Genomic DNA, 17,779 nt, shown 5'->3' with positions numbered 1-17,779 from the left:
TTCTTATACAGATCTGAGGTACTATTATCTTTATCAATGATCTCTGTATTACCTATTTCTAGTAATTTGGTTGAGCAAGCGATCCCTGAGATACTACATACTCTGCCTAGCCATGTAGAAAGTGCGGTTGTTTCAGATCTCACTGTCAAAGCGTCTGAGGCCTTAGCCACGCTTGACATCATACTCTACGCGCTATTTACAATCTGGTTCTTAGGAGCTCTGCGCAAAGCATGGTTACTTATCAAGCTGCGACACCATTTCATACAACTGGTCGATACCGCACAGCCCTATAAAAACCATTATAGCCCTCACCCAATGTTCGTTTTGCCAATTGATATGTCGCCCTTCGTATTTGGGTTAAGAAAACCAAAAATAATATTGCCCCGCTATTTTTTACACTTAAAAGACCATGAACAACACGCTTTATTGTGCCATGAGCTAACTCATATTTCGTATAAAGATCACATTTCTGTCATTATGTGGCGCATATTGTGCTGTCTGTTTTGGTTTAACCCTTTTATACACGAGATGGAGAAAGAGTTTATTCACGCAATGGAGCATCGTTGTGATAGAAAAACAGTGCAACACTTTAAGCTCCCACCACTACAATATGCGCAATCTTTGCTAACGTGCTTAAAACGTAGCATGGTTCATCAGCAACAGTACCAAGGGTTCGCACACTTTTCATCTTCGGCACTATCCGTTGACGAATATAAACAAAGGCTCACCGATATTGTTAAACCTAAGCGTATGTCTCAGGTCTCTGTTACAGTGATCTTATGCGTCGTATCCATAGGTGTGCTATTCACTAAATACATCACGAAACCCATATTCAACGTCACTCCCCCAGCCTGGCAGTACCCCGTAAAAAACATCTCTATTTCATCTCACTTTGGTCATATATCAAAAATACGCAATAACAGACCCCATGGAGGTATCGACTTCATTGGCACAACTGGCACCCATATATATAACGCGGCACCAGGTAAAGTCTTAATTGCTGATGCGACCAGCTTGGCCAGTAAATACGGAAACGTTGTGCTCATACAACACAGCAATGGCTATCAAACCCTTTACTCGCATTTAGATGACTTTAACGTCGAGGCAGGAGATTGGCTAAAGCACTATCAAGTGATTGGTTCAATGGGGTCAACAGGTAAAGTCACTGGCGCCCATCTCCACTTTGAAATGCTCCAAAATGGCCAACGAATAGATCCATTATCAAAATATTCTAACTAATTAATAAAAATTATGACTTACAAAATGATACTAGTCGCATTCATAGTGACAGCGTTAGGGTGCTCAAAACCCGCCACAGAGAAAAGCAAAGTCGTGCCATTCACCTCCCAACAAAACGTAAAGGCAGATCAGCAACAGATCCAAGCGCCGTTAAATAACCAAGAAAATGAGCAAAAGCTTAAAGCGCATATCATTGAATTCAAAAAAGGTGATACGTTAACGCATTTATTGCGCCCACTTGGGTTCAACGCCAAAGACGCTATTTTAGTAAAGCGTGCACTAGGCGATACATTCACGCTCAGTAAATTTAGTGTTGGGCAACGTATTAAAGTAATGACCTTGAACAATACCATACACTCATTCGCCTTTAGCACCGCATTTAATCAACATGCACACCTCATCAAACACAATCAAAACTGGCAAGTTGATATTACTCGTCCTCAGCTCACCAGCCGGTATCAGCAAAAACGCATTGTGATAACAAGTAGCTTATTTTTGGCATCTCAGCGCGCAAAGCTACCCACTGATATTATCAATCAAACCGTTACGGCTTTATCACATTTAATTGATTTTCAGAGACAAATCAAAACCGGCGATACACTTACACTCTACTACAAACAAATGTACCTAGAGAGTGATGCGCAACTTAGTCACCATCATACTCCACCAAGAGAGTTACTTTATGCAGCTTTGTCGGGTGTTACCAATAATATTGAAATAACACGCTTTAAAAACGCACAGGAACAACAGGCTTTTTATCTACCAGATGGTAAGCTAGCACAAAGTTTTTTAATGAAAACCCCACTCAATGGCGCTCGCCTCTCCTCAACATTTGGTAAACGAAAGCACCCAGTTTTAGGCTACACTCGCCTTCACAAAGGTCTTGATTTTGGTGCGCCAATAGGCACACCGATTATGGCAGCGGGTGATGGCACCATACAAAGTGTAAACTGGGCTGGCAGCTTTGGTAACCGTATTATTATTCGTCATGGGCAAAATTATCAAACCCTTTACGCGCACTTGAAAGGCTTCGCAAAAGGCATGAAAAAAGGCGTAAAAGTTCAGCAAGGACAAATCATCGGCTACCTTGGTAATACAGGATTATCTCAAGCACGACATCTACACTATGAGGTGCACAAAAATGGTAAAGCCATTAACCCTCTGAAGTTAAAGCAACCAAGCCACACCCAGCTACGAGGCAACCAACTTGCCTTATTTAAACAACATCGTACTTACTTAACTCAGCAACTAGCCCAGCATTATAATACTGAAACCCAAATAGCCTCTGCACGGTAGCGATTTGATGTAATACATACCTTCATCACAACAGTCGAGGATACAATACGGTCTACTTCAGTATGAAAAAGTACTCCGTATCCGTAAATACGAAGGGTTAGATTTAACAGTGTCTATATTGGATGGTGCCACACATTATAGCGTATTTGCCTTACTCTTAACCGATGGGTTAATGCGAACGATCCCAAAACAAAAATAACCGACCATTAATTAACAGGTAGTAATGGAGTACTACCTGTTGAACATCAAGATACTTTATTATTCATTACATAAGTGACACAGGTAATAACGAAAGTAATTTTGAGCTTGAATTAACTCATAATTATAAAAAACAAGCGCCCTATGGATTTGGAAATGGCGATGGTCACCTCGCTTTTTCAGCCCCTGAACTTGAACCACTTCACGCTTTAGCAACACACCTTAATTACGCGCCAAAAGACATCAAAGAGTTTTTCAATCAAAACATCAGGAGCTGTTGATCTTTGCTGTTCTATTTTCGTTCTCTTTGAGCGTGCTTTTATCACAGCGGGCTTTTTATTTATGATCACATCATATAGTAATTGCGCCCCTGTAATACCCATCAGTAAAGGATTTTACCCACATTCTCTGTATCTAGACCGGCTTGAAGCGCTGATAACTGTATTTGCTCTGTATCTGCAAAAATGATAACGGCTTGATGGTTTTGGTACTTTCTTTTATTAGGCGTAAGTCGCGCAATATAGTTTGGACATATTCAACAAGATCACTGCATTGAGAGTGAAGCATGTAGCTACTGTAAAGTAACATTAGACTAACTTACTATCGACAAAAGCGTGTTGGATCCTTGCAAACAACGCTTCTGTCGAAGGTCGCTCTATAATATGTTCAAATAAAGACGTATGAACAGATGCTTTCACACGCTCTTGCATTGCGCTGTGTTCATAGCATAGATTTACAGGGCTAATAAGTGTCTTTAGCACCGCATCAATTAATATGCATGCTTGCGCCAAAACCACGTGCCCTCCTCCTTTTTTAATAATCACCCGCTGCGCAGTACCTATGATTTTTTTACCATTTATATTTAAGTTATAGTCACCATCGCAGTATGACCCCGGTGTGGCATGAATATGACTTTTGATCCCATACGACGCTAAAAAATGCGTTAGTACTACACATAGGTTTTCATACGCCGATATAATCGAGTAGGGTTTTGAATCTGACCAATTATACAAATGAGACAAATTAAGCACATTGGCGGTTTGCGGCACAGGTGCCCCACCCGTTTTTCGCGAAAATAGCTGCCAGCCCATCGCAGATAGCTCATTAATTAACGACTCAGTTTTAGGCCACTTTCTTCCCGCGGGTAACACTAAAGTTGGGGTGCTCGTTCGCCATAAAATTAAGCTTTGTTCCAGCTGGTTTGCTTGGTGCAGCTGTAATAGTTCAGCTTCTTTTTCAAACACGTTCTCGACTGAAACATCAGGGTAACGAAGTAACCTAATACGCGACTTTTCCACATAGGATCCTTGGTATGAAGAGTTAAAAACAAAACTAATTTTAAGAGATCATAAAAATCATTTCTCAAAACGCCCTCAAAAACAAAATACTATAAATAGCCAAATAAAACCATTGTAAATCAGTGCTTAGGGTTAGCGAGCATAACATTCAGAATGTTGCGCCGCCCAGTAGTCAGTAAGCGTAACTTGATATGAAAAAAATAGCGAGGCGTGCATCAAACACACCTCGAAACGTAGTAAGTTGTATCACCAAGAGTGGCATTAAATAAGCTGACTTGAGCATACCAAGATGGAAAAAGCGTAAATGATTGACAGAAGTGAGCATAAAATACATTGCGCATAACTCGAGTTTGCACTCGCAAGCGTTACAACCACATCATTTTCTTGTACGGCTATCGCCGTTGTCGTGTAAGTAACTAATATCACTACTTGACCCGCTCCCATTGCACTTGGGATAACTATCGTTTCAGTAGACTCATAAGCTGCATGACTATAATTTCGGAGCACTTTGCCAAGCTATCACTCCTGACCACCGAGACAAATATAAAAATCAATTTATATAGAGAAAAATTAAATTTAATATTCCTAGCATACAAAAAAGGGAGATAAACCGAGCAGGAATAGGATAGACTGCAAAAAGAATAAAAGTAGGTAATACAAAGGTGATGTATTACCTACTTCTTTGACTAGGAGGTGTTGATCTTTCAGGTTTATGTTTGCAGCAGTTTGATTGGCTTTTATACAAGGCCACACATTAAGGGCCGTGATAAAGACACGCTCAAAGAGAACAAAAATAGAACAGCAAAGTTCAACAGCCCTAGTTTTTTGAGAACTTTTGAATCAGAATGTCCGCAACTTGCTGTTTAACTGCTCGTTTATCATTGGCTCGCACACCAAAACGCGTCGCCAACTCAGCAATCTCATCATCGTTGAGGTTAAACGAAAGTCGCTGTCGCGTCTTTTTAGATTTAACATCTAGCTGTAAAATTTTACGGATCATATCTGATGGCGTGAGCTCTTCATCAATGGCTTGTTTCTTTATGCTTTTTTGCACATCACTGGTCAGATCAAAAGCCATTTGCGTTGCGCGAACGGCTTGCTCTTGACGCTGCCATTTAGTTTGCTTATCACTCACGCGCCACTACCTGGAAATAAGTCAACGATATCACTTACTGGACGACTAAGGGTTAACGATACTTCGGTCTCTCCCCCTTCCCAAATTTCAATATTAATGCTGTGATTTTCATCATCACTGAGCAATGAAATGATTTCGCATGGCTCGCCAGATTCATCTTGATAGCGTGGTAAGGTCGACTTTCGGTAATCCTTTTCATGGTAATAACACACGTAAGGGGCTTCGCTTTGTTTGTAATTTGTCGCTAAAAAATGACTGTATTGTTCAGGTTTAGTGATCGCCTGTATCGCACTGAGGTGTTCTTCATCAAAAATACGTGCAAATTCATCTAGCGTAAAAATCGTGTCTACGTCGTCACGCTGTATCTTTACAGAAAAGTTAGCAAACTCTTCACCATCTTCGCGCTCAACTTGCAAAAAGACAACTTTTCCAGACTCACTTTCAAGTACAAATTCATATTCAGCACTGTGCTGATATTGATATGTTTGCACATCAGTCACTTTAAGTGTTTGACCTTTAAGCCAGCTTGGGTAAGCAAATGAATCTATGAGTGTCAGCATATCACCAACCACCAATTCACTTGGGTGGTTTAGCTGGCGCTCAGGTGCTTTTTTAGATTTAAAAAAACCAAACATAAGAGAACCTTACTTTTATAATGTACTTAAACAAAAAAGGAGGCAAAGGCCTCCTTTTGTCATGTCGTATTAATTACTGTGCTTGCTTTGCTTTAATACGCTCTAAAATATCGTTACTTTTAGCTGTTGAGCCGATGCCCGCTTCTGCCATTTTGGCTTTTAAATCAGCCCCAGTAGCAGCAGCTTCTAACTCTTTCGCTGCGCCCAATTGGTCTTGTCTATCTTGCTGGCGTTGCTTAATACGCTCTAATGATTGACGCGCGTTTACCATAGATGAATCATTAGTATTCAATGTGCTGTTCACTGCCATCGTTGCCTTCTGCACGCTTTCAGTGGTTTTAACCATTGTCAGTTGACGTTGATTTTCTTTAATTGATTTTTCAGCTTCTTTTACTTGCTGCTTTAACAAAATAACATGCTTAGAGAAACCATCAAGTACCACTGCTAACTCTTCTTTCTCAACTTCAAAATCGCTGATTTTCTCTGCAATCTCCACAGCAAGCGCTTCATTACCTTGGCTTAAAGCTTGTCCTGCATAATCTTCATGCTCTGCGATGCTGCTATCTAATGCGCTCACTTTGCGTTTAGTTTGCATTTCTTTAGCCATCACTTCGGTTAAGCTTTTTTTCGCTTTAGCCAATGAATTCTGTGCATCTGCAATCTCTTGCTCAAATATACGAATGCCGTTGGCATCTACAATAGACTCACCAACTTCTCTTGCTCCACCACGTACCGCTGTAAATAATTTTTTTAAAATACTCATAATCAAACTCCAATATTAATCATTTAAGTACACAGTGACAGCATCAAGTGCATCAATCGCATTATCTGCAAGCGTGACCAATTCATGGGTTATTTCATCAATCGAAGACGAAACAGCCAACGCACCAAAAATAGCATATTGCTCATCAATTTTGGCAAAAGCGCTTAATGGCACAGGTACATTCAGCCTCAATAACGCTTCATTTAATTCAGCCACTAGTTCAGCTTTCACTTCACTTTCTTTAAATAGGTAACTGATGCATACAAGTTGCTCTTCTGTTTGCGTCACAAATATTGGCAATTCATCGTTGCCATCCACGATCACCTGTAATACATCTTGCTCGCCTTCATTAGCGATTACGAACGATTCAAATTGCGCACCTTCTGTTTCAAAAGACGCCAGTTTGATTGATAATTCATTTAATTCCATCTTATATACCTTATTCACTATGACATATTATGTCTGAGTTAAGATTTGCACAGGCGACATATTATGTCAACCCTACAATTTTAATTTTTATATAATTCGGCTTCAGTTTGCCACGCTTGGCGATAATAATCATACAGCACGCCAGTTCCTAACCTATTGACCTCTATAGCCTTATGATTCTCAAAAAAACGATTAGGGAAAGCAAAGGCCGCTTGCAAATATTCTTGATTAACCCAATTGCTCGGAACCGGAAATTCCGCTATTCGTTTAATCCTTCCACTCGCTGGTTGCCCTGCACGGGTTGCTATCGTCCAACCCCATTGACCAAACGACGGAATATTTTGCTGATATTGCTCGACATGAGTAAAGCCTGCATGTTTTACAGTTTTAGCAATACTTATAAATGCATTCTTTGCATGATAAGGTGAGGTTGATTGAATAGATAACGCCCCATCAGGCGCTAATAATTGCCGTACATGATTGTAAAAGTAATCACTATATAACTTATTCAAATCAGGATGATTGGGGTCTGGTAAATCAATAATAATACTGTCGAACAATCGCCCTTGATCAAGCATTTTTTCAACTTCCAAAAATGCATCCGCTACGATCACCGTGGCTCTGGGATCATTGAGCGCATCGTTGTTTAACCCTGAGAGCTTTTCCGTTATATGCGGTAACGCTGGAAATGGCTGCCCTTGTAAACCAAATAATGAAAGCAGTTGCCCATCTAAGTCAATCAATGTTGCTTCTTTTACAGGCCACTTTAATACATCACGTAATGCCAACCCATCGCCACCTCCAATGATCAGTACCTTATCATGGCGATTTGCTGCCAACATCGCGGGGTAAACTAGCATCGTGTGGTATATTTGCTCATCTGCACTTGAAAACTGTAAGCGTCCATTCAAGAATAAATCGTTAATTGGCGCAGTTTGTGTTCTACTCAAACGCTCAGTAACAACCACATGCTGATACTTGGTCGACTCTGAGTAAATCACTTTATCTTTATATAAAACGTTGCTTAAGTCTTTCATCCAACTTGAGCCATAGCTCAACAAAATCACAAACAAGCCTAACAATAATAAATGACAAACTAATAACAGTTTGGCGAGGCGCACATGCTGATGATATCGCCATAAAAATATTAAACCAGCGACAATATTGAATAACGCTGTCCAGGCAGCAGCTTGCATGATAGGCAGGGCTAACATGATCATAACCCATATTGCAGCACCAATGCCCGCGCCAATATAATCTGCCCCATAAATAGTACCCGCATTATTTTCTAAAAACCGACCATATACATGCTGGCGAATACGGGCGATTAAGGGAATTTCCATCCCAATAAAAATACCCAACATCAAGCCAAAGATATAAGGTAAAAAACGAGCAGCAGCTTGAAAAGACTCAAACAATTGTCCATCTATCACCGCATCAACAGGTAAGTTATATAAACTAGAAAACGTATGAGGAAGAGTGTAACTGAGCGCAATGATACTGGCGATAATCAAGATACTCGTCATGCCCAATAAGGCAATTAAGCTCTCTAACCAAGCAAATGCCGTAAATGGGTCTTTAAACCACCGAGCTAAAAATGCACCAATGCCCATCGCCACTATCATGGTGCCAATCATGGCATAAATAGCGCTTTCAACAGAGCCTAAAATACGTCCAGCATAATGAGAAAGTAGGTATTCGTAGATCAGACCGCAACCGGCTAAAATAGCCATCACGCTAATCAATAAAATATCGTGACCAAGTAACTTTACGTTACCGGTCACATTCGTTGTATTTAATGTCGGTGATGTCAAATCTTAAGCACCAAGCAACGTTGCCATTGTCATACCAATAGCAAACGAAACGGCCGCAGAAATGGTCGCAACGCCAATGTTCTTTTGGCGATTCACTTCATCAGAAATATCCTTGCCAGCCAAGATTATTTTTATCATGATCAAGTGCAATAAAATAAAGGCCACTAAGCTACCAAAAGCCGAAGCACTCCAATAAATTAGGCTTGAGGTAATATTATCTGCAACATAAGGCGCAATACCTGTAGCAGCGGTTAACGCTAATGCACTGCCAATCAAAAAGCCTGCATAACGAATACCCACTGCAATATTGTTATCAAGGATAGCTTGTTGTAAGCAGTCGCCGCTGCGATTAGTCCGCTTAAATAACTGAACACGATACTGACTTACCAGTAACATACACACATTACCAATAATGAATGCCACCACAACGATAGGTAGCCCATACCAACCCTCGGTCAACACCCAAATAAGCGCTGAACGAATAACAATAGCAACACTGATAACGTGGCCAAAATCAATCAATGCGGCGGTAATATTTCCTTTTATAATTTCGTCATGTAAATTTACTTTTTGCAGCGCAACCTTATCTTGAAAAAAGTGCCCAATCTTAATCAAAATAATACCCACAATGCCATAGCCAGCCATCTGCGTTGCTTCGGCAAGTAAAGAGTCAGCAAACGACCCGCTGGTGATCCCTGTCAGTACAATAGCCAAGCCTGCAAGACCAGCCGCAAAACTCAAGCCAAATGCAAAGTTATCTTTTTCCGTTATTTCGTCATTAGCGTGTAGGTTTGATACCCACCCCTTTATATATTTTAAACTGACAAACAACGCAATGATCACCATCATATCTATCAGTAGCGCTTGTAGAGACCAAGCTGTTAATCCATTAATTTGGTACATGTTTTTAAACTCCGCTATCAATTCGTTACTTGCCTCGGCTCACGCCGCGCGAGGTTCTACTTGAGCTATTACGCACTGAGCCAGCACTAGACTTGGCATAGCTACTATTTCGAGAGTAACTACTGCGTGTTGCTGATGAGGGGGTATGGCTACTACGACTTAACCCAGATGCGCCTGATTTCTTTTTCGCGTAAGGGCTCGTAAATTGTTTGCCCTCCCTTTTATATGATTGGCGAGTGCGTTGCTCTACCGCGGTTTGGCGTTGATACTTTTTGTAGCTGGTGTATCGCTTGCGGCCGTAATCATTATAATAACTATACCGACGGCGTTTGCTCCAGCCTCCATACTCAACATCTCCCACTAAATCACCCAGCATACGGTACATGCCATACCACATCCAAAAACTGGTGCCACTTGAATTGGTTTCCCATTGACCATAGTTAGCGTTACCAACCAATTGATTACCCACGTTGGCCTGCCCATTGTTGGCGGCATCTTCAGCAGCTTTACTCACCGCGCCAACTCTTGATAGGGTGCCATTCGACATATCGGCAAGCACGTTAATAGGATCGGTTAACGCATCAGAATATAAACTGCGTGTAGCAGCTTCTTTTAGTAATGTCGCTTGGTTAATAATATCGTCACTACTCATATTTGCGGAAGGTGCTTTTAATTCGCTATATCGTGTTAATAGATTTTGATATAACGGGCCTTGCGTAGAAGCGTCTTGCCCTATGAGCTGTGCAATTGCACTAAGTTGGGGGTTTTGTTGACTCAATACCCTACTGTATTCACTGAGCAATACAGCATTTCGTATTTGTTTTTTCTCAAGGGCATCACCCAGAGCATTAATCTCTCGAGATGCTTCTTGAAGTGTGTATTTGATTGTTTGTTGAGTCCGCTCTTCTTTCGATTCACAGCCCAGCATTAAGCTAAACAAACAAAACAGACTAATAAGTTTCCAAACTCTAAAATCGGACATTCATTGTCACCTGATCTGCTTTTATACTAAATTCCAGAACACTATTTTACATATATTGCAAAGATAACCAAGTAACTAATTTTAAAAAGTGGCATTTTACTCTCTTAATTATTATTAATTACAGCATACACAAACCAGTAACTAACGCTCAGACATAATTTATAAAACGCATCTCCACTGGCACACTTAGCATTTACATAAAAGCTCAAAAACAAGCAAAATTTCTCTCTTTTTCATAAAAAACGACGATTCTCCGGCAATCCCATCGCACTTATAAAAGGCTATAGACTCAGGACCTCAAAGGTGAAAAACTTTACCTAAAAACATAAAGTAGTTATATTAGAAACATCTTTATTTTTAAATTACATTGTAGATATGAAAATACCAAAAGGAATTATTATTAAAGTGAAGAAAGGGATAGCGGGCAGTTTTATGGCATGTAGCGCACTCACATCTTTATTAATGATCATTGTATTCATCAATACATATAAAACTAGCAAGGATACAATTGCCCTATTTTTTTTATTTATTATCATCATCTCAATGATGTTTTTGACCTACAAAATCTATCGTTTTTATATGAATGCAAATGCATCAAAAGACGCCATATTATTTAAAAAAACGCAAAAATCACCAACACCGCTGAGCGATAAAGAAAAAGAACACTTAATACAAGAGAAAATACGCGAGCAAGCATTAAAAGCAGATCTAGAAAATAAAAAGCAACATGAAATCAAGCAATCAGCCGCTGCAAACCTCGATGCATTAGAATCCGTAACAGATTTATCTAGGGAAGACTTAGAAAAAATGGAACAAAATATTCGTCGCACATTTAACAAAAAACATGTCTAAACCATGAACTTCATTAGAAAAATAAAAAGCACTCTGCTCAGGTTGCTTGCCATCATGTTATTTCTATCTAGCTCTGCTTTTGCTTTAACACTCATTATTGTAAGTGGGGGTGACATTGCTTCCTCTGAATATGATGAGGAAACTCTTTTGGTGCAATCGCTATTGCTATTTTTCTTTATATGGCTCGCTGTAAAGTCAACCCGTCTATACGAAAATGCAAAATATAGTAAGCGTGATCAGCGCCTCAAGCATATATTAAAGCAGGGAAAGAAAGCCGGCCTATCTTCGGCGCAAATTCATCGTCTACTTCTATATAAGCTAAAAAAGAACAAACATAAGAAAGCTGCTGCTGGCGCTGTAGGAACAGCTATTTACCATAAACATCGTGAATACGAAGAATACGAAGAATACGAAGACCAGTACTCTAAAAGCACACTAAACGACTTGTTTCAAAATGAAACTGATGAAAATGAGTTATGTCTTATACTTGAAGATATCAAGCAATACACTGAACAAGAAGCACGCACAGCGTATTATGAACCGTCACATAATAATAGGTCATCGACCTCAAGTTCGTCTGCACGGTGCAGCAATGCTGTCGATAGCGAAGACGACGATAACACCGAAAATGATCAAAATGATGATGAGTAGCCTGAAAATGAAGCCTTGTATCATTACTAACGTTGCAATAGGTAGCTGTTATGCCATTTAAGCAATCTCTGCGCATTGTGGCGACACTCTTTTTTATCATGGTCGCCATACAATGTATCAACACCTTCACTCACGGATTTGTCTCGCAGTTTGGTATCTATCCACGGACTCTAGAAGGCCTTATTGGGATCCCCCTAGCCCCCTGGATCCACCATAATTGGGGACATCTCGCCTCCAATGCAATTCCGTTGTGTATATTGTCTTTTTTGACTTTGCAAAGTGGACTGAAAAAGTTTGCTTTAGTGTTTACTTTTATTACATTAGTAGCTGGTAGCTGTGTGTGGTTATTAGGATCAAGCGCACATCATGCGGGTGCTAGTTTAATGGTGTTTGGTCTATGGGGTTACTTGCTTGGCTTGGCTGTTTTTCAGCGTAATATGAAAAATATAGCCATCGCAATATTGGTCTTTTTTATCTATGGGGGACTGGCATTTTCTCTACTCAGTTACCAACCCAATATTAGCTGGAGCAGTCACTTTTTTGGTATGGTTGCAGGCTTGCTCAGCGCCTATTTATTTAAGACACACAAATAACCCACTAAGTTTTACAATTGAAAAGGCTGCATAGCTACTGCCTTTTCAAACCACGTTATAACTCTACATAAAGTTATTTGAATGATGATACACGTGTCTAAAAGTAACACAATTAACCGCGATTAGTTAACTCAATTATAGGTTATTACGCATTGATACCGAATACCAAATGTTCAAAAACTCCCTTTACTCTTGGTGAAAAAAAGCGCAACATAAATACATACAATACCTTATGGTATGCATTTATGTTGCAGCTATATAAAAGAGGAATCTATGTGGAAAGTAACAGCTAAACCGATACCGACGAATGATTTTTTAGCATCTCAACGCACCAAACATAGTTTTCGAGATGCGCTAAGTGCCCCACTAAGTAAACCTACTTTAAGTGCTGCAAAAGCTCAGCTAAGTATTTTCTCTCACATGCCAAAGTGGGTAAATACATTAATGTCGATACGAAATAAGATTGTTAAATACTTTGGCTTTAAGGTCGGTTCCACTACCTCTTTAGAAATGAAAAAAACAGACCTAAAACTTGGTGATGCTGCGGGGTTCATGACGGTAATTTCAGTGAAAGATCACGAAGTGATAAGCTTTGCAGAGGACAAGCATATGCAATTTTACATGAGTGTAACTACAGATGATCAGCAGACTACTGTCTCAACATTAGTGAACCTTAAGACTCCCATAGGTCGATTATATATGGCGATGATCACCCCTTTTCATTGGGTGATCGCTCGAGTTGTTATACATAACGCAGTAAAAGAGCAACGCTTATGAACTCAAAGCAGCCCCAGTATAATAAAACTCAATGGCTTGATAATGCGTTAAAGCACCTTATTCAATTCGGGCCGCAACAGTTCAAAATTGCTAACTTGTGCAATGCATTTAATGTCACAAAAGGCTCTTTTTATCATCATTTCAAAAACCGTGACGACTTTGTACATACCTTAATGCAATACTGGTATGAGCAAACAACACTCAACTTTATTACTCAAGCTAATACCCAGAATAACCCTCTAGAAAAGCTCAATAAGCTCGATCAAATCATAGCCAATAATAATATTGAAGCAGAAATTCACATTAGGGCTTGGTCTTTAACCGAACCGTTTATTACTGAGCACCTCGAGAAAATAGACACATGCCGCCAAACTTATTTACAAAGCTGTTACCAAGAGCTTGGGCTGGACACTGAACTCGCTAAAAACCTTGCAATCATCTCATATAGCCAATTTTTAGGCTTACTACATTTAAAGCCACCGCCCACCGTTAATAAATGCTTAGAGCTATCAACACTGTTAGCTAAATCATTTTTACAAGATATACATAAGGACATCTAGCAATGCAATTAACAAAATATTCAGGATATATACTCTGTGCAACGGCCATACTTCATACAACTGTCGGATTAATTTTTGGGTGGTCAACACTTGCTGACATGCATCAAAGTGGATGGTTTAGCTCAACAATTATTCATGGGGAAATGAACTACCAAAGAGAAGCTATCACTTGGTTTTTGGTCACAGGTTTTTTTTGGATGACACTCGGTTTAACACTACAAACAGCTATAAACCAGGGGTTTTCACTCCCGAGCCAGTTAGGCTGGAACTTTACGCTAATCGGTATAGGGCTGGCATATATCATGCCTGAATCTGGCGCTTACTTGTTTATTGTACAAGGGGGATTGATACTATTTGAAAACGCGAAACGTGGTAATAGCATATCCAGTAAAGTGACTTAAAGATATAACCCCCCCCTTGCTGTAAAGTTATGCTCGCAGCACTAGTTAAGCGCACATAACTTTACAATTGCTCCTCATATGACGAGTAAAATCATTATGGGCGTTCTGCACACATTCCTAATAACAGCCATGCTTCATTCGTATTACTTGGTTCAGTATTTAGCCACCAACGCGCCTGATAAATCGCGCCCTTATATGTGACTTTTTCACCCGCTAAGTAAACCGGCTTTGGTTTTCATAAAGTCGCAGTCAGATTCTCTGTAAGACAAATCGCATGCTCATGAACGAATATCGATGGACCTATTACGTGTAAAAAATGTAGCTGATGTAGCACTGAAAACGCTCGCATTTCACGCTTTTTTCACATAGCCTGTGTGAACCTAAATAAAGGATCTAGTAATGACTAACGTGGAGTTTTTATGGTGCGTGCAAGTTTAAAAGTGTTAGTAATTGAAGATCATAATGATATAAGCAGTAACATCGCCGATTACTTTCAAACACAAGGTGCTAGTTTAGATTTTGCCATGAATGGCGAACAAGGACTTAATATGGCGCTCAAAGAGTATTTTGATTGTGTTATTTTAGACTTAATGTTGCCAAAAATAGATGGCCTGCAAGTATGTGCCAAATTGCGAGAGCAAGCGTCTCGCCATATACCGATAATCATGCTTACCGCGCGAGATACACTAGACGATAAGTTGATTGGGTTTCAGCAAGGCGCTGATGATTATTTAACAAAGCCATTTGCGCTTGAAGAACTTTGGGTTCGCTGCAATGCACTAGCACAAAGACACTTAATCAACTGTGATCATACCCTAGTCGTTGGACCTTTAACAATAAACAAACAAACCCAACAAGTACAACGAGATAAAAAAGAAATTGAAATACAACCTATTCCAATGCAAATACTCACCATATTAATGGAAGCTCATCCAAGGGCAGTTAGCCGCTCTGAATTGTGTGATAAAATTTGGGGAGAAGATACAACCGATTCAGACTCACTTCGTTCACATATCTATCAACTGCGAAAAGCAATAGATAAGCCTTTTAATAACCCCTTAATCAAAACACTCCATGGTATTGGCTTTGCGCTAGCATGTAATCCAATAAAAGATACAGCATAATGAAAACTAATCAGCTTCGAAATCGGATCATTACTCATTTTATAGGACTGACACTGCTCATAAGTGTACTTTACGGTATTCTCAGTTTTATATTTGCTTACAAGGTAGAAGATCGTTTTTTTTATCTGCTACTAAAAGATGAACAAACCACGGTTCAAAGACAAATCGCAGAAAACTTAATCCCCGATCCTAAACTCGACTTTATAAAATACTATCCATCCGCAGATGTCTTACCCGTTCAGGTTAAGCTTGCTTTACAACAAACACCTAATCAACGTGAATTTTCAACAGATGATGGCTTATATTACCACTTACACGATATGCAACCTGGGTACTTAGTTGCGGAAGTCAGTGATCATTTAGTCGTTAGACAGTTTAAAGAGGGAATGATCTACCTATTATTTATATTACTTTCAATATTAGTGCTGATATCAATTGCTGTCGCCATAACATCACACCGTTTAGCAAAACAACTCTTAAAACCCTTAGATAAAATTATGACAATACTAGACAATGCGCCCGTCGAAAAGCTCCCTCAGGATTTTGCGAAACAATTTAAAAATGACGAGATTGGTACATTTGCTCTGACCCTCGAGTCCGCATTAGCGCGTATCAAAACATTTATAAACAGAGAACAGAATTTTACTCGGGATGTATCACATGAGCTAAGAACGCCAATAACGATAAGCCAAGGAGCATTGACATTATTACAACAGACAAACCTAGATGATAAGCAGCAACAGCTTGTACAACGCATTGCAAATGCACAACAACAAATAGAACAAAGTTTGGAAATGTTACTTTCATTAGCACGTGAAGAGCTGAATGCCCATAAACCTTGTAAGCTACTCCCTTTAGTTGAAAATAGCATTTTACAGCAATATCAGTACTTAATAGATCCTAATATTGATATCGAAGTGAATATTGAAAAAAAGCAAATTGTCAAAGCCGACCATACCCAACTACTCATTCTATTAAATAATTTGATCGGTAATGCATTTAAATATACCAGCCGCGGGGCTGTTTCTATTGCATATAGTAACGACATATTAAGTATCAGCGATACCGGTCGAGGGATCTGCACATCACTAAAAAATAACGTACTTGAAGCCGGAGTCAAAGGAGAGCATAGTTCAGGTCTTGGCCAAGGATTAAATATTGTTAAGCGCTTATGTGAGCAAATGAAAATTGATTTTTCTATTACGAGCAGCAGCAATGGGACTCATGTTCAACTGAAATTCAAATAGATTAATAGCACAGGCTAAACAGGCGGTTCAGAACACCTATACCATTTCAACTATATAAACATAAAAAACGGTATATGAATAAAAAAGCATAAAAAGCTGAGAGGAAATAGTGTGAATTTATCACAGGGCCAGACGCCAAAAGTAGCCAGTGGTGGTAATTTCACTCGTGGTTCATATTATAGCGTAGAGTGTGATACAGCAGTATTTGCAGGAAGTGCAACAGGTAGAAACTGCTATTCAGCCCCGGGAGAAGAATGAAAATAAAGCTACAAAAGAAAATATTAAAAAGTTAAGTCGTAATGCAGCTTCGCTAAAAAACAATCAAACGCCGCAAGTTGCTGGTGGACAAGGCCCAACCCAAGGGATATGTTTCAGTGCTGGCTGCGATATAGTGGTTTACCTTGGCTGTAAAATAGGCAGGGCCTGCTATTAAGGCATCAGAGAAATTTATTGATGCCGCAGATATAATCAATGTTCTCTGGGGAGAGTTAAAAAGCAGTTCCCGCTCAATTTTTATACATGTATTAAAAGCAACCTTCTCTGGATACTTACAACCTTATATGTTGGTTCAAATAACCTATTTATATCAAGCTCACAGCAGCGCCAACTCGGTGATATTCAAATTCGCAGAGCCACCGCCCTTATCAGTCAAGTCTGGTACAAAATACAATGCGTTAATATTTTCTTTTATCAGGCCTTTATCACTTGACCACATTGGTGTCCAACCGGGACGCGAAAAGCTCTCAAGAGAAACCGTTTTACTTATAACCCCGCCAGTTTGGGGCAGTTTTATTTGATAATGTGCGTAACTTTTATCACCCAGTCTACCATAGTCTTTTTGCGATAATTTAATAATCAGTGGTTGTAATGGTACATTGAATT

General features: G+C 39.6%; 20 protein-coding genes and 2 pseudogenes. 11 read left to right on the top strand and 11 right to left on the bottom strand.

The window, feature by feature from the left end:
• Positions 1 to 1,239: M23/M56 family metallopeptidase (locus tag CWC18_RS16400; protein ID WP_138675707.1), on the top strand; the 1,239-nt coding region annotated here is incomplete at its 5' end.
• Between the two features lie 24 nt (positions 1,240 to 1,263).
• Positions 1,264 to 2,535 (top strand): M23 family metallopeptidase, encoded by a 1,272-nt coding sequence (locus CWC18_RS16395; RefSeq protein ID WP_171041138.1) that lies wholly within the window; start codon positions 1,264 to 1,266, stop codon positions 2,533 to 2,535.
• A gap of 785 nt (positions 2,536 to 3,320) precedes the next feature.
• On the opposite strand, the gene CWC18_RS16380 is transcribed toward CWC18_RS16395, so the two are convergent.
• The 9 genes from CWC18_RS16380 to CWC18_RS16340 all read right to left on the bottom strand — a co-directional run bounded on the left by CWC18_RS16380 (position 3,321) and on the right by CWC18_RS16340 (position 10,692).
• Positions 3,321 to 4,031, bottom strand: a complete 711-nt coding sequence (locus tag CWC18_RS16380) for a lipoate--protein ligase family protein (RefSeq protein WP_138675705.1) — start codon at positions 4,029 to 4,031, stop codon at positions 3,321 to 3,323.
• Between the two features lie 261 nt (positions 4,032 to 4,292).
• A complete protein-coding gene (locus CWC18_RS16375; RefSeq protein ID WP_138675704.1) occupies positions 4,293 to 4,538 on the bottom strand; it encodes a hypothetical protein in 246 nt (81 codons plus the stop codon).
• Between the two features lie 310 nt (positions 4,539 to 4,848).
• Positions 4,849 to 5,166, bottom strand: coding sequence for a hypothetical protein (locus CWC18_RS16370; protein ID WP_138675703.1), 318 nt, complete (start codon positions 5,164 to 5,166; stop codon positions 4,849 to 4,851).
• A complete protein-coding gene (locus tag CWC18_RS16365; protein WP_010365820.1) occupies positions 5,163 to 5,801 on the bottom strand; it encodes a hypothetical protein in 639 nt (212 codons plus the stop codon). The genes CWC18_RS16370 and CWC18_RS16365 overlap by 4 nt, the downstream gene beginning before the upstream one ends.
• 73 nt (positions 5,802 to 5,874) lie before the next feature.
• Positions 5,875 to 6,564 (bottom strand): PspA/IM30 family protein, encoded by a 690-nt coding sequence (locus CWC18_RS16360; RefSeq protein WP_138592793.1) that lies wholly within the window; start codon positions 6,562 to 6,564, stop codon positions 5,875 to 5,877.
• Positions 6,565 to 6,579: 15 nt separating this feature from the next.
• Entirely contained in the window at positions 6,580 to 6,993 is a 414-nt protein-coding gene (locus CWC18_RS16355) for a YjfI family protein (RefSeq protein ID WP_138592792.1), read from the bottom strand.
• 80 nt (positions 6,994 to 7,073) lie between these two features.
• A complete protein-coding gene (locus CWC18_RS16350; RefSeq protein ID WP_283957031.1) occupies positions 7,074 to 8,807 on the bottom strand; it encodes a polyamine aminopropyltransferase in 1,734 nt (577 codons plus the stop codon).
• Positions 8,808 to 8,810: 3 nt separating this feature from the next.
• Complete coding sequence (locus tag CWC18_RS16345; RefSeq protein ID WP_138675702.1) at positions 8,811 to 9,710, bottom strand: DUF350 domain-containing protein; 900 nt, start codon at positions 9,708 to 9,710, stop codon at positions 8,811 to 8,813.
• A 25-nt stretch (positions 9,711 to 9,735) separates the two neighbouring features.
• Positions 9,736 to 10,692, bottom strand: coding sequence for a CHAD domain-containing protein (locus CWC18_RS16340; protein ID WP_138675701.1), 957 nt, complete (start codon positions 10,690 to 10,692; stop codon positions 9,736 to 9,738).
• 405 nt (positions 10,693 to 11,097) lie between these two features.
• Here CWC18_RS16340 and CWC18_RS16335 point away from each other — a divergent pair, with 405 nt between their 5' ends.
• The 6 genes from CWC18_RS16335 (at position 11,098) to CWC18_RS16310 (ending at position 14,526) form a co-directional block, all read left to right on the top strand.
• Positions 11,098 to 11,544, top strand: a complete 447-nt coding sequence (locus tag CWC18_RS16335; RefSeq protein ID WP_138675700.1) for a hypothetical protein — start codon at positions 11,098 to 11,100, stop codon at positions 11,542 to 11,544.
• Positions 11,545 to 11,598: 54 nt separating this feature from the next.
• Positions 11,599 to 12,195 carry a hypothetical protein gene (locus CWC18_RS16330; protein ID WP_171041137.1) on the top strand — a complete coding sequence of 199 codons (597 nt, stop codon included), beginning with the start codon at positions 11,599 to 11,601 and terminating at the stop codon, positions 12,193 to 12,195.
• 50 nt (positions 12,196 to 12,245) lie between these two features.
• Positions 12,246 to 12,788 (top strand): rhomboid family intramembrane serine protease, encoded by a 543-nt coding sequence (locus CWC18_RS16325; RefSeq protein WP_138592787.1) that lies wholly within the window; start codon positions 12,246 to 12,248, stop codon positions 12,786 to 12,788.
• Between the two features lie 273 nt (positions 12,789 to 13,061).
• Entirely contained in the window at positions 13,062 to 13,565 is a 504-nt protein-coding gene (locus CWC18_RS16320; RefSeq protein WP_138675698.1) for a DUF2867 domain-containing protein, read from the top strand.
• On the top strand, positions 13,562 to 14,125 hold the full coding sequence (locus tag CWC18_RS16315) for a TetR/AcrR family transcriptional regulator (RefSeq protein WP_138592785.1): 564 nt from the start codon (positions 13,562 to 13,564) through the stop codon (positions 14,123 to 14,125). The genes CWC18_RS16320 and CWC18_RS16315 overlap by 4 nt, the downstream gene beginning before the upstream one ends.
• Positions 14,126 to 14,127: 2 nt before the next feature.
• The gene (locus tag CWC18_RS16310) at positions 14,128 to 14,526 is read left to right on the top strand and encodes a DUF6463 family protein (RefSeq protein WP_138675697.1); all 399 of its coding nucleotides are present in this window, start codon (positions 14,128 to 14,130) and stop codon (positions 14,524 to 14,526) included.
• A gap of 94 nt (positions 14,527 to 14,620) precedes the next feature.
• On the opposite strand, the pseudogene CWC18_RS21990 reads toward CWC18_RS16310, so the two are convergent.
• A pseudogene (locus CWC18_RS21990) lies at positions 14,621 to 14,746 on the bottom strand (hypothetical protein); the annotation flags it as partial.
• 199 nt (positions 14,747 to 14,945) lie between these two features.
• On the opposite strand from CWC18_RS21990, the gene CWC18_RS16300 reads away from it, so the two are divergent.
• From CWC18_RS16300 to CWC18_RS16290, 3 genes are all read left to right on the top strand, one after another.
• Positions 14,946 to 15,650, top strand: a complete 705-nt coding sequence (locus tag CWC18_RS16300; RefSeq protein WP_138675696.1) for a response regulator transcription factor — start codon at positions 14,946 to 14,948, stop codon at positions 15,648 to 15,650.
• Positions 15,650 to 16,897, top strand: coding sequence for a sensor histidine kinase (locus CWC18_RS16295; RefSeq protein WP_138675695.1), 1,248 nt, complete (start codon positions 15,650 to 15,652; stop codon positions 16,895 to 16,897). Before CWC18_RS16300 ends, CWC18_RS16295 begins: the two co-directional genes overlap by 1 nt.
• 111 nt (positions 16,898 to 17,008) lie before the next feature.
• Positions 17,009 to 17,155: a hypothetical protein gene (locus CWC18_RS16290; RefSeq protein ID WP_249348304.1), complete on the top strand. Its 147-nt coding sequence runs from the start codon at positions 17,009 to 17,011 to the stop codon at positions 17,153 to 17,155.
• Between the two features lie 334 nt (positions 17,156 to 17,489).
• On the opposite strand, the pseudogene CWC18_RS16280 reads toward CWC18_RS16290, so the two are convergent.
• Positions 17,490 to 17,779 (bottom strand): annotated as a pseudogene (locus tag CWC18_RS16280) (hypothetical protein); the annotation flags it as partial.

The sequence above is a fragment of the Pseudoalteromonas aurantia genome (assembly GCF_005886875.1).
GTDB lineage: Bacteria > Pseudomonadota > Gammaproteobacteria > Enterobacterales > Alteromonadaceae > Pseudoalteromonas > Pseudoalteromonas aurantia_A.
This window is presented reverse-complemented; position numbering and strand designations above follow the sequence as displayed.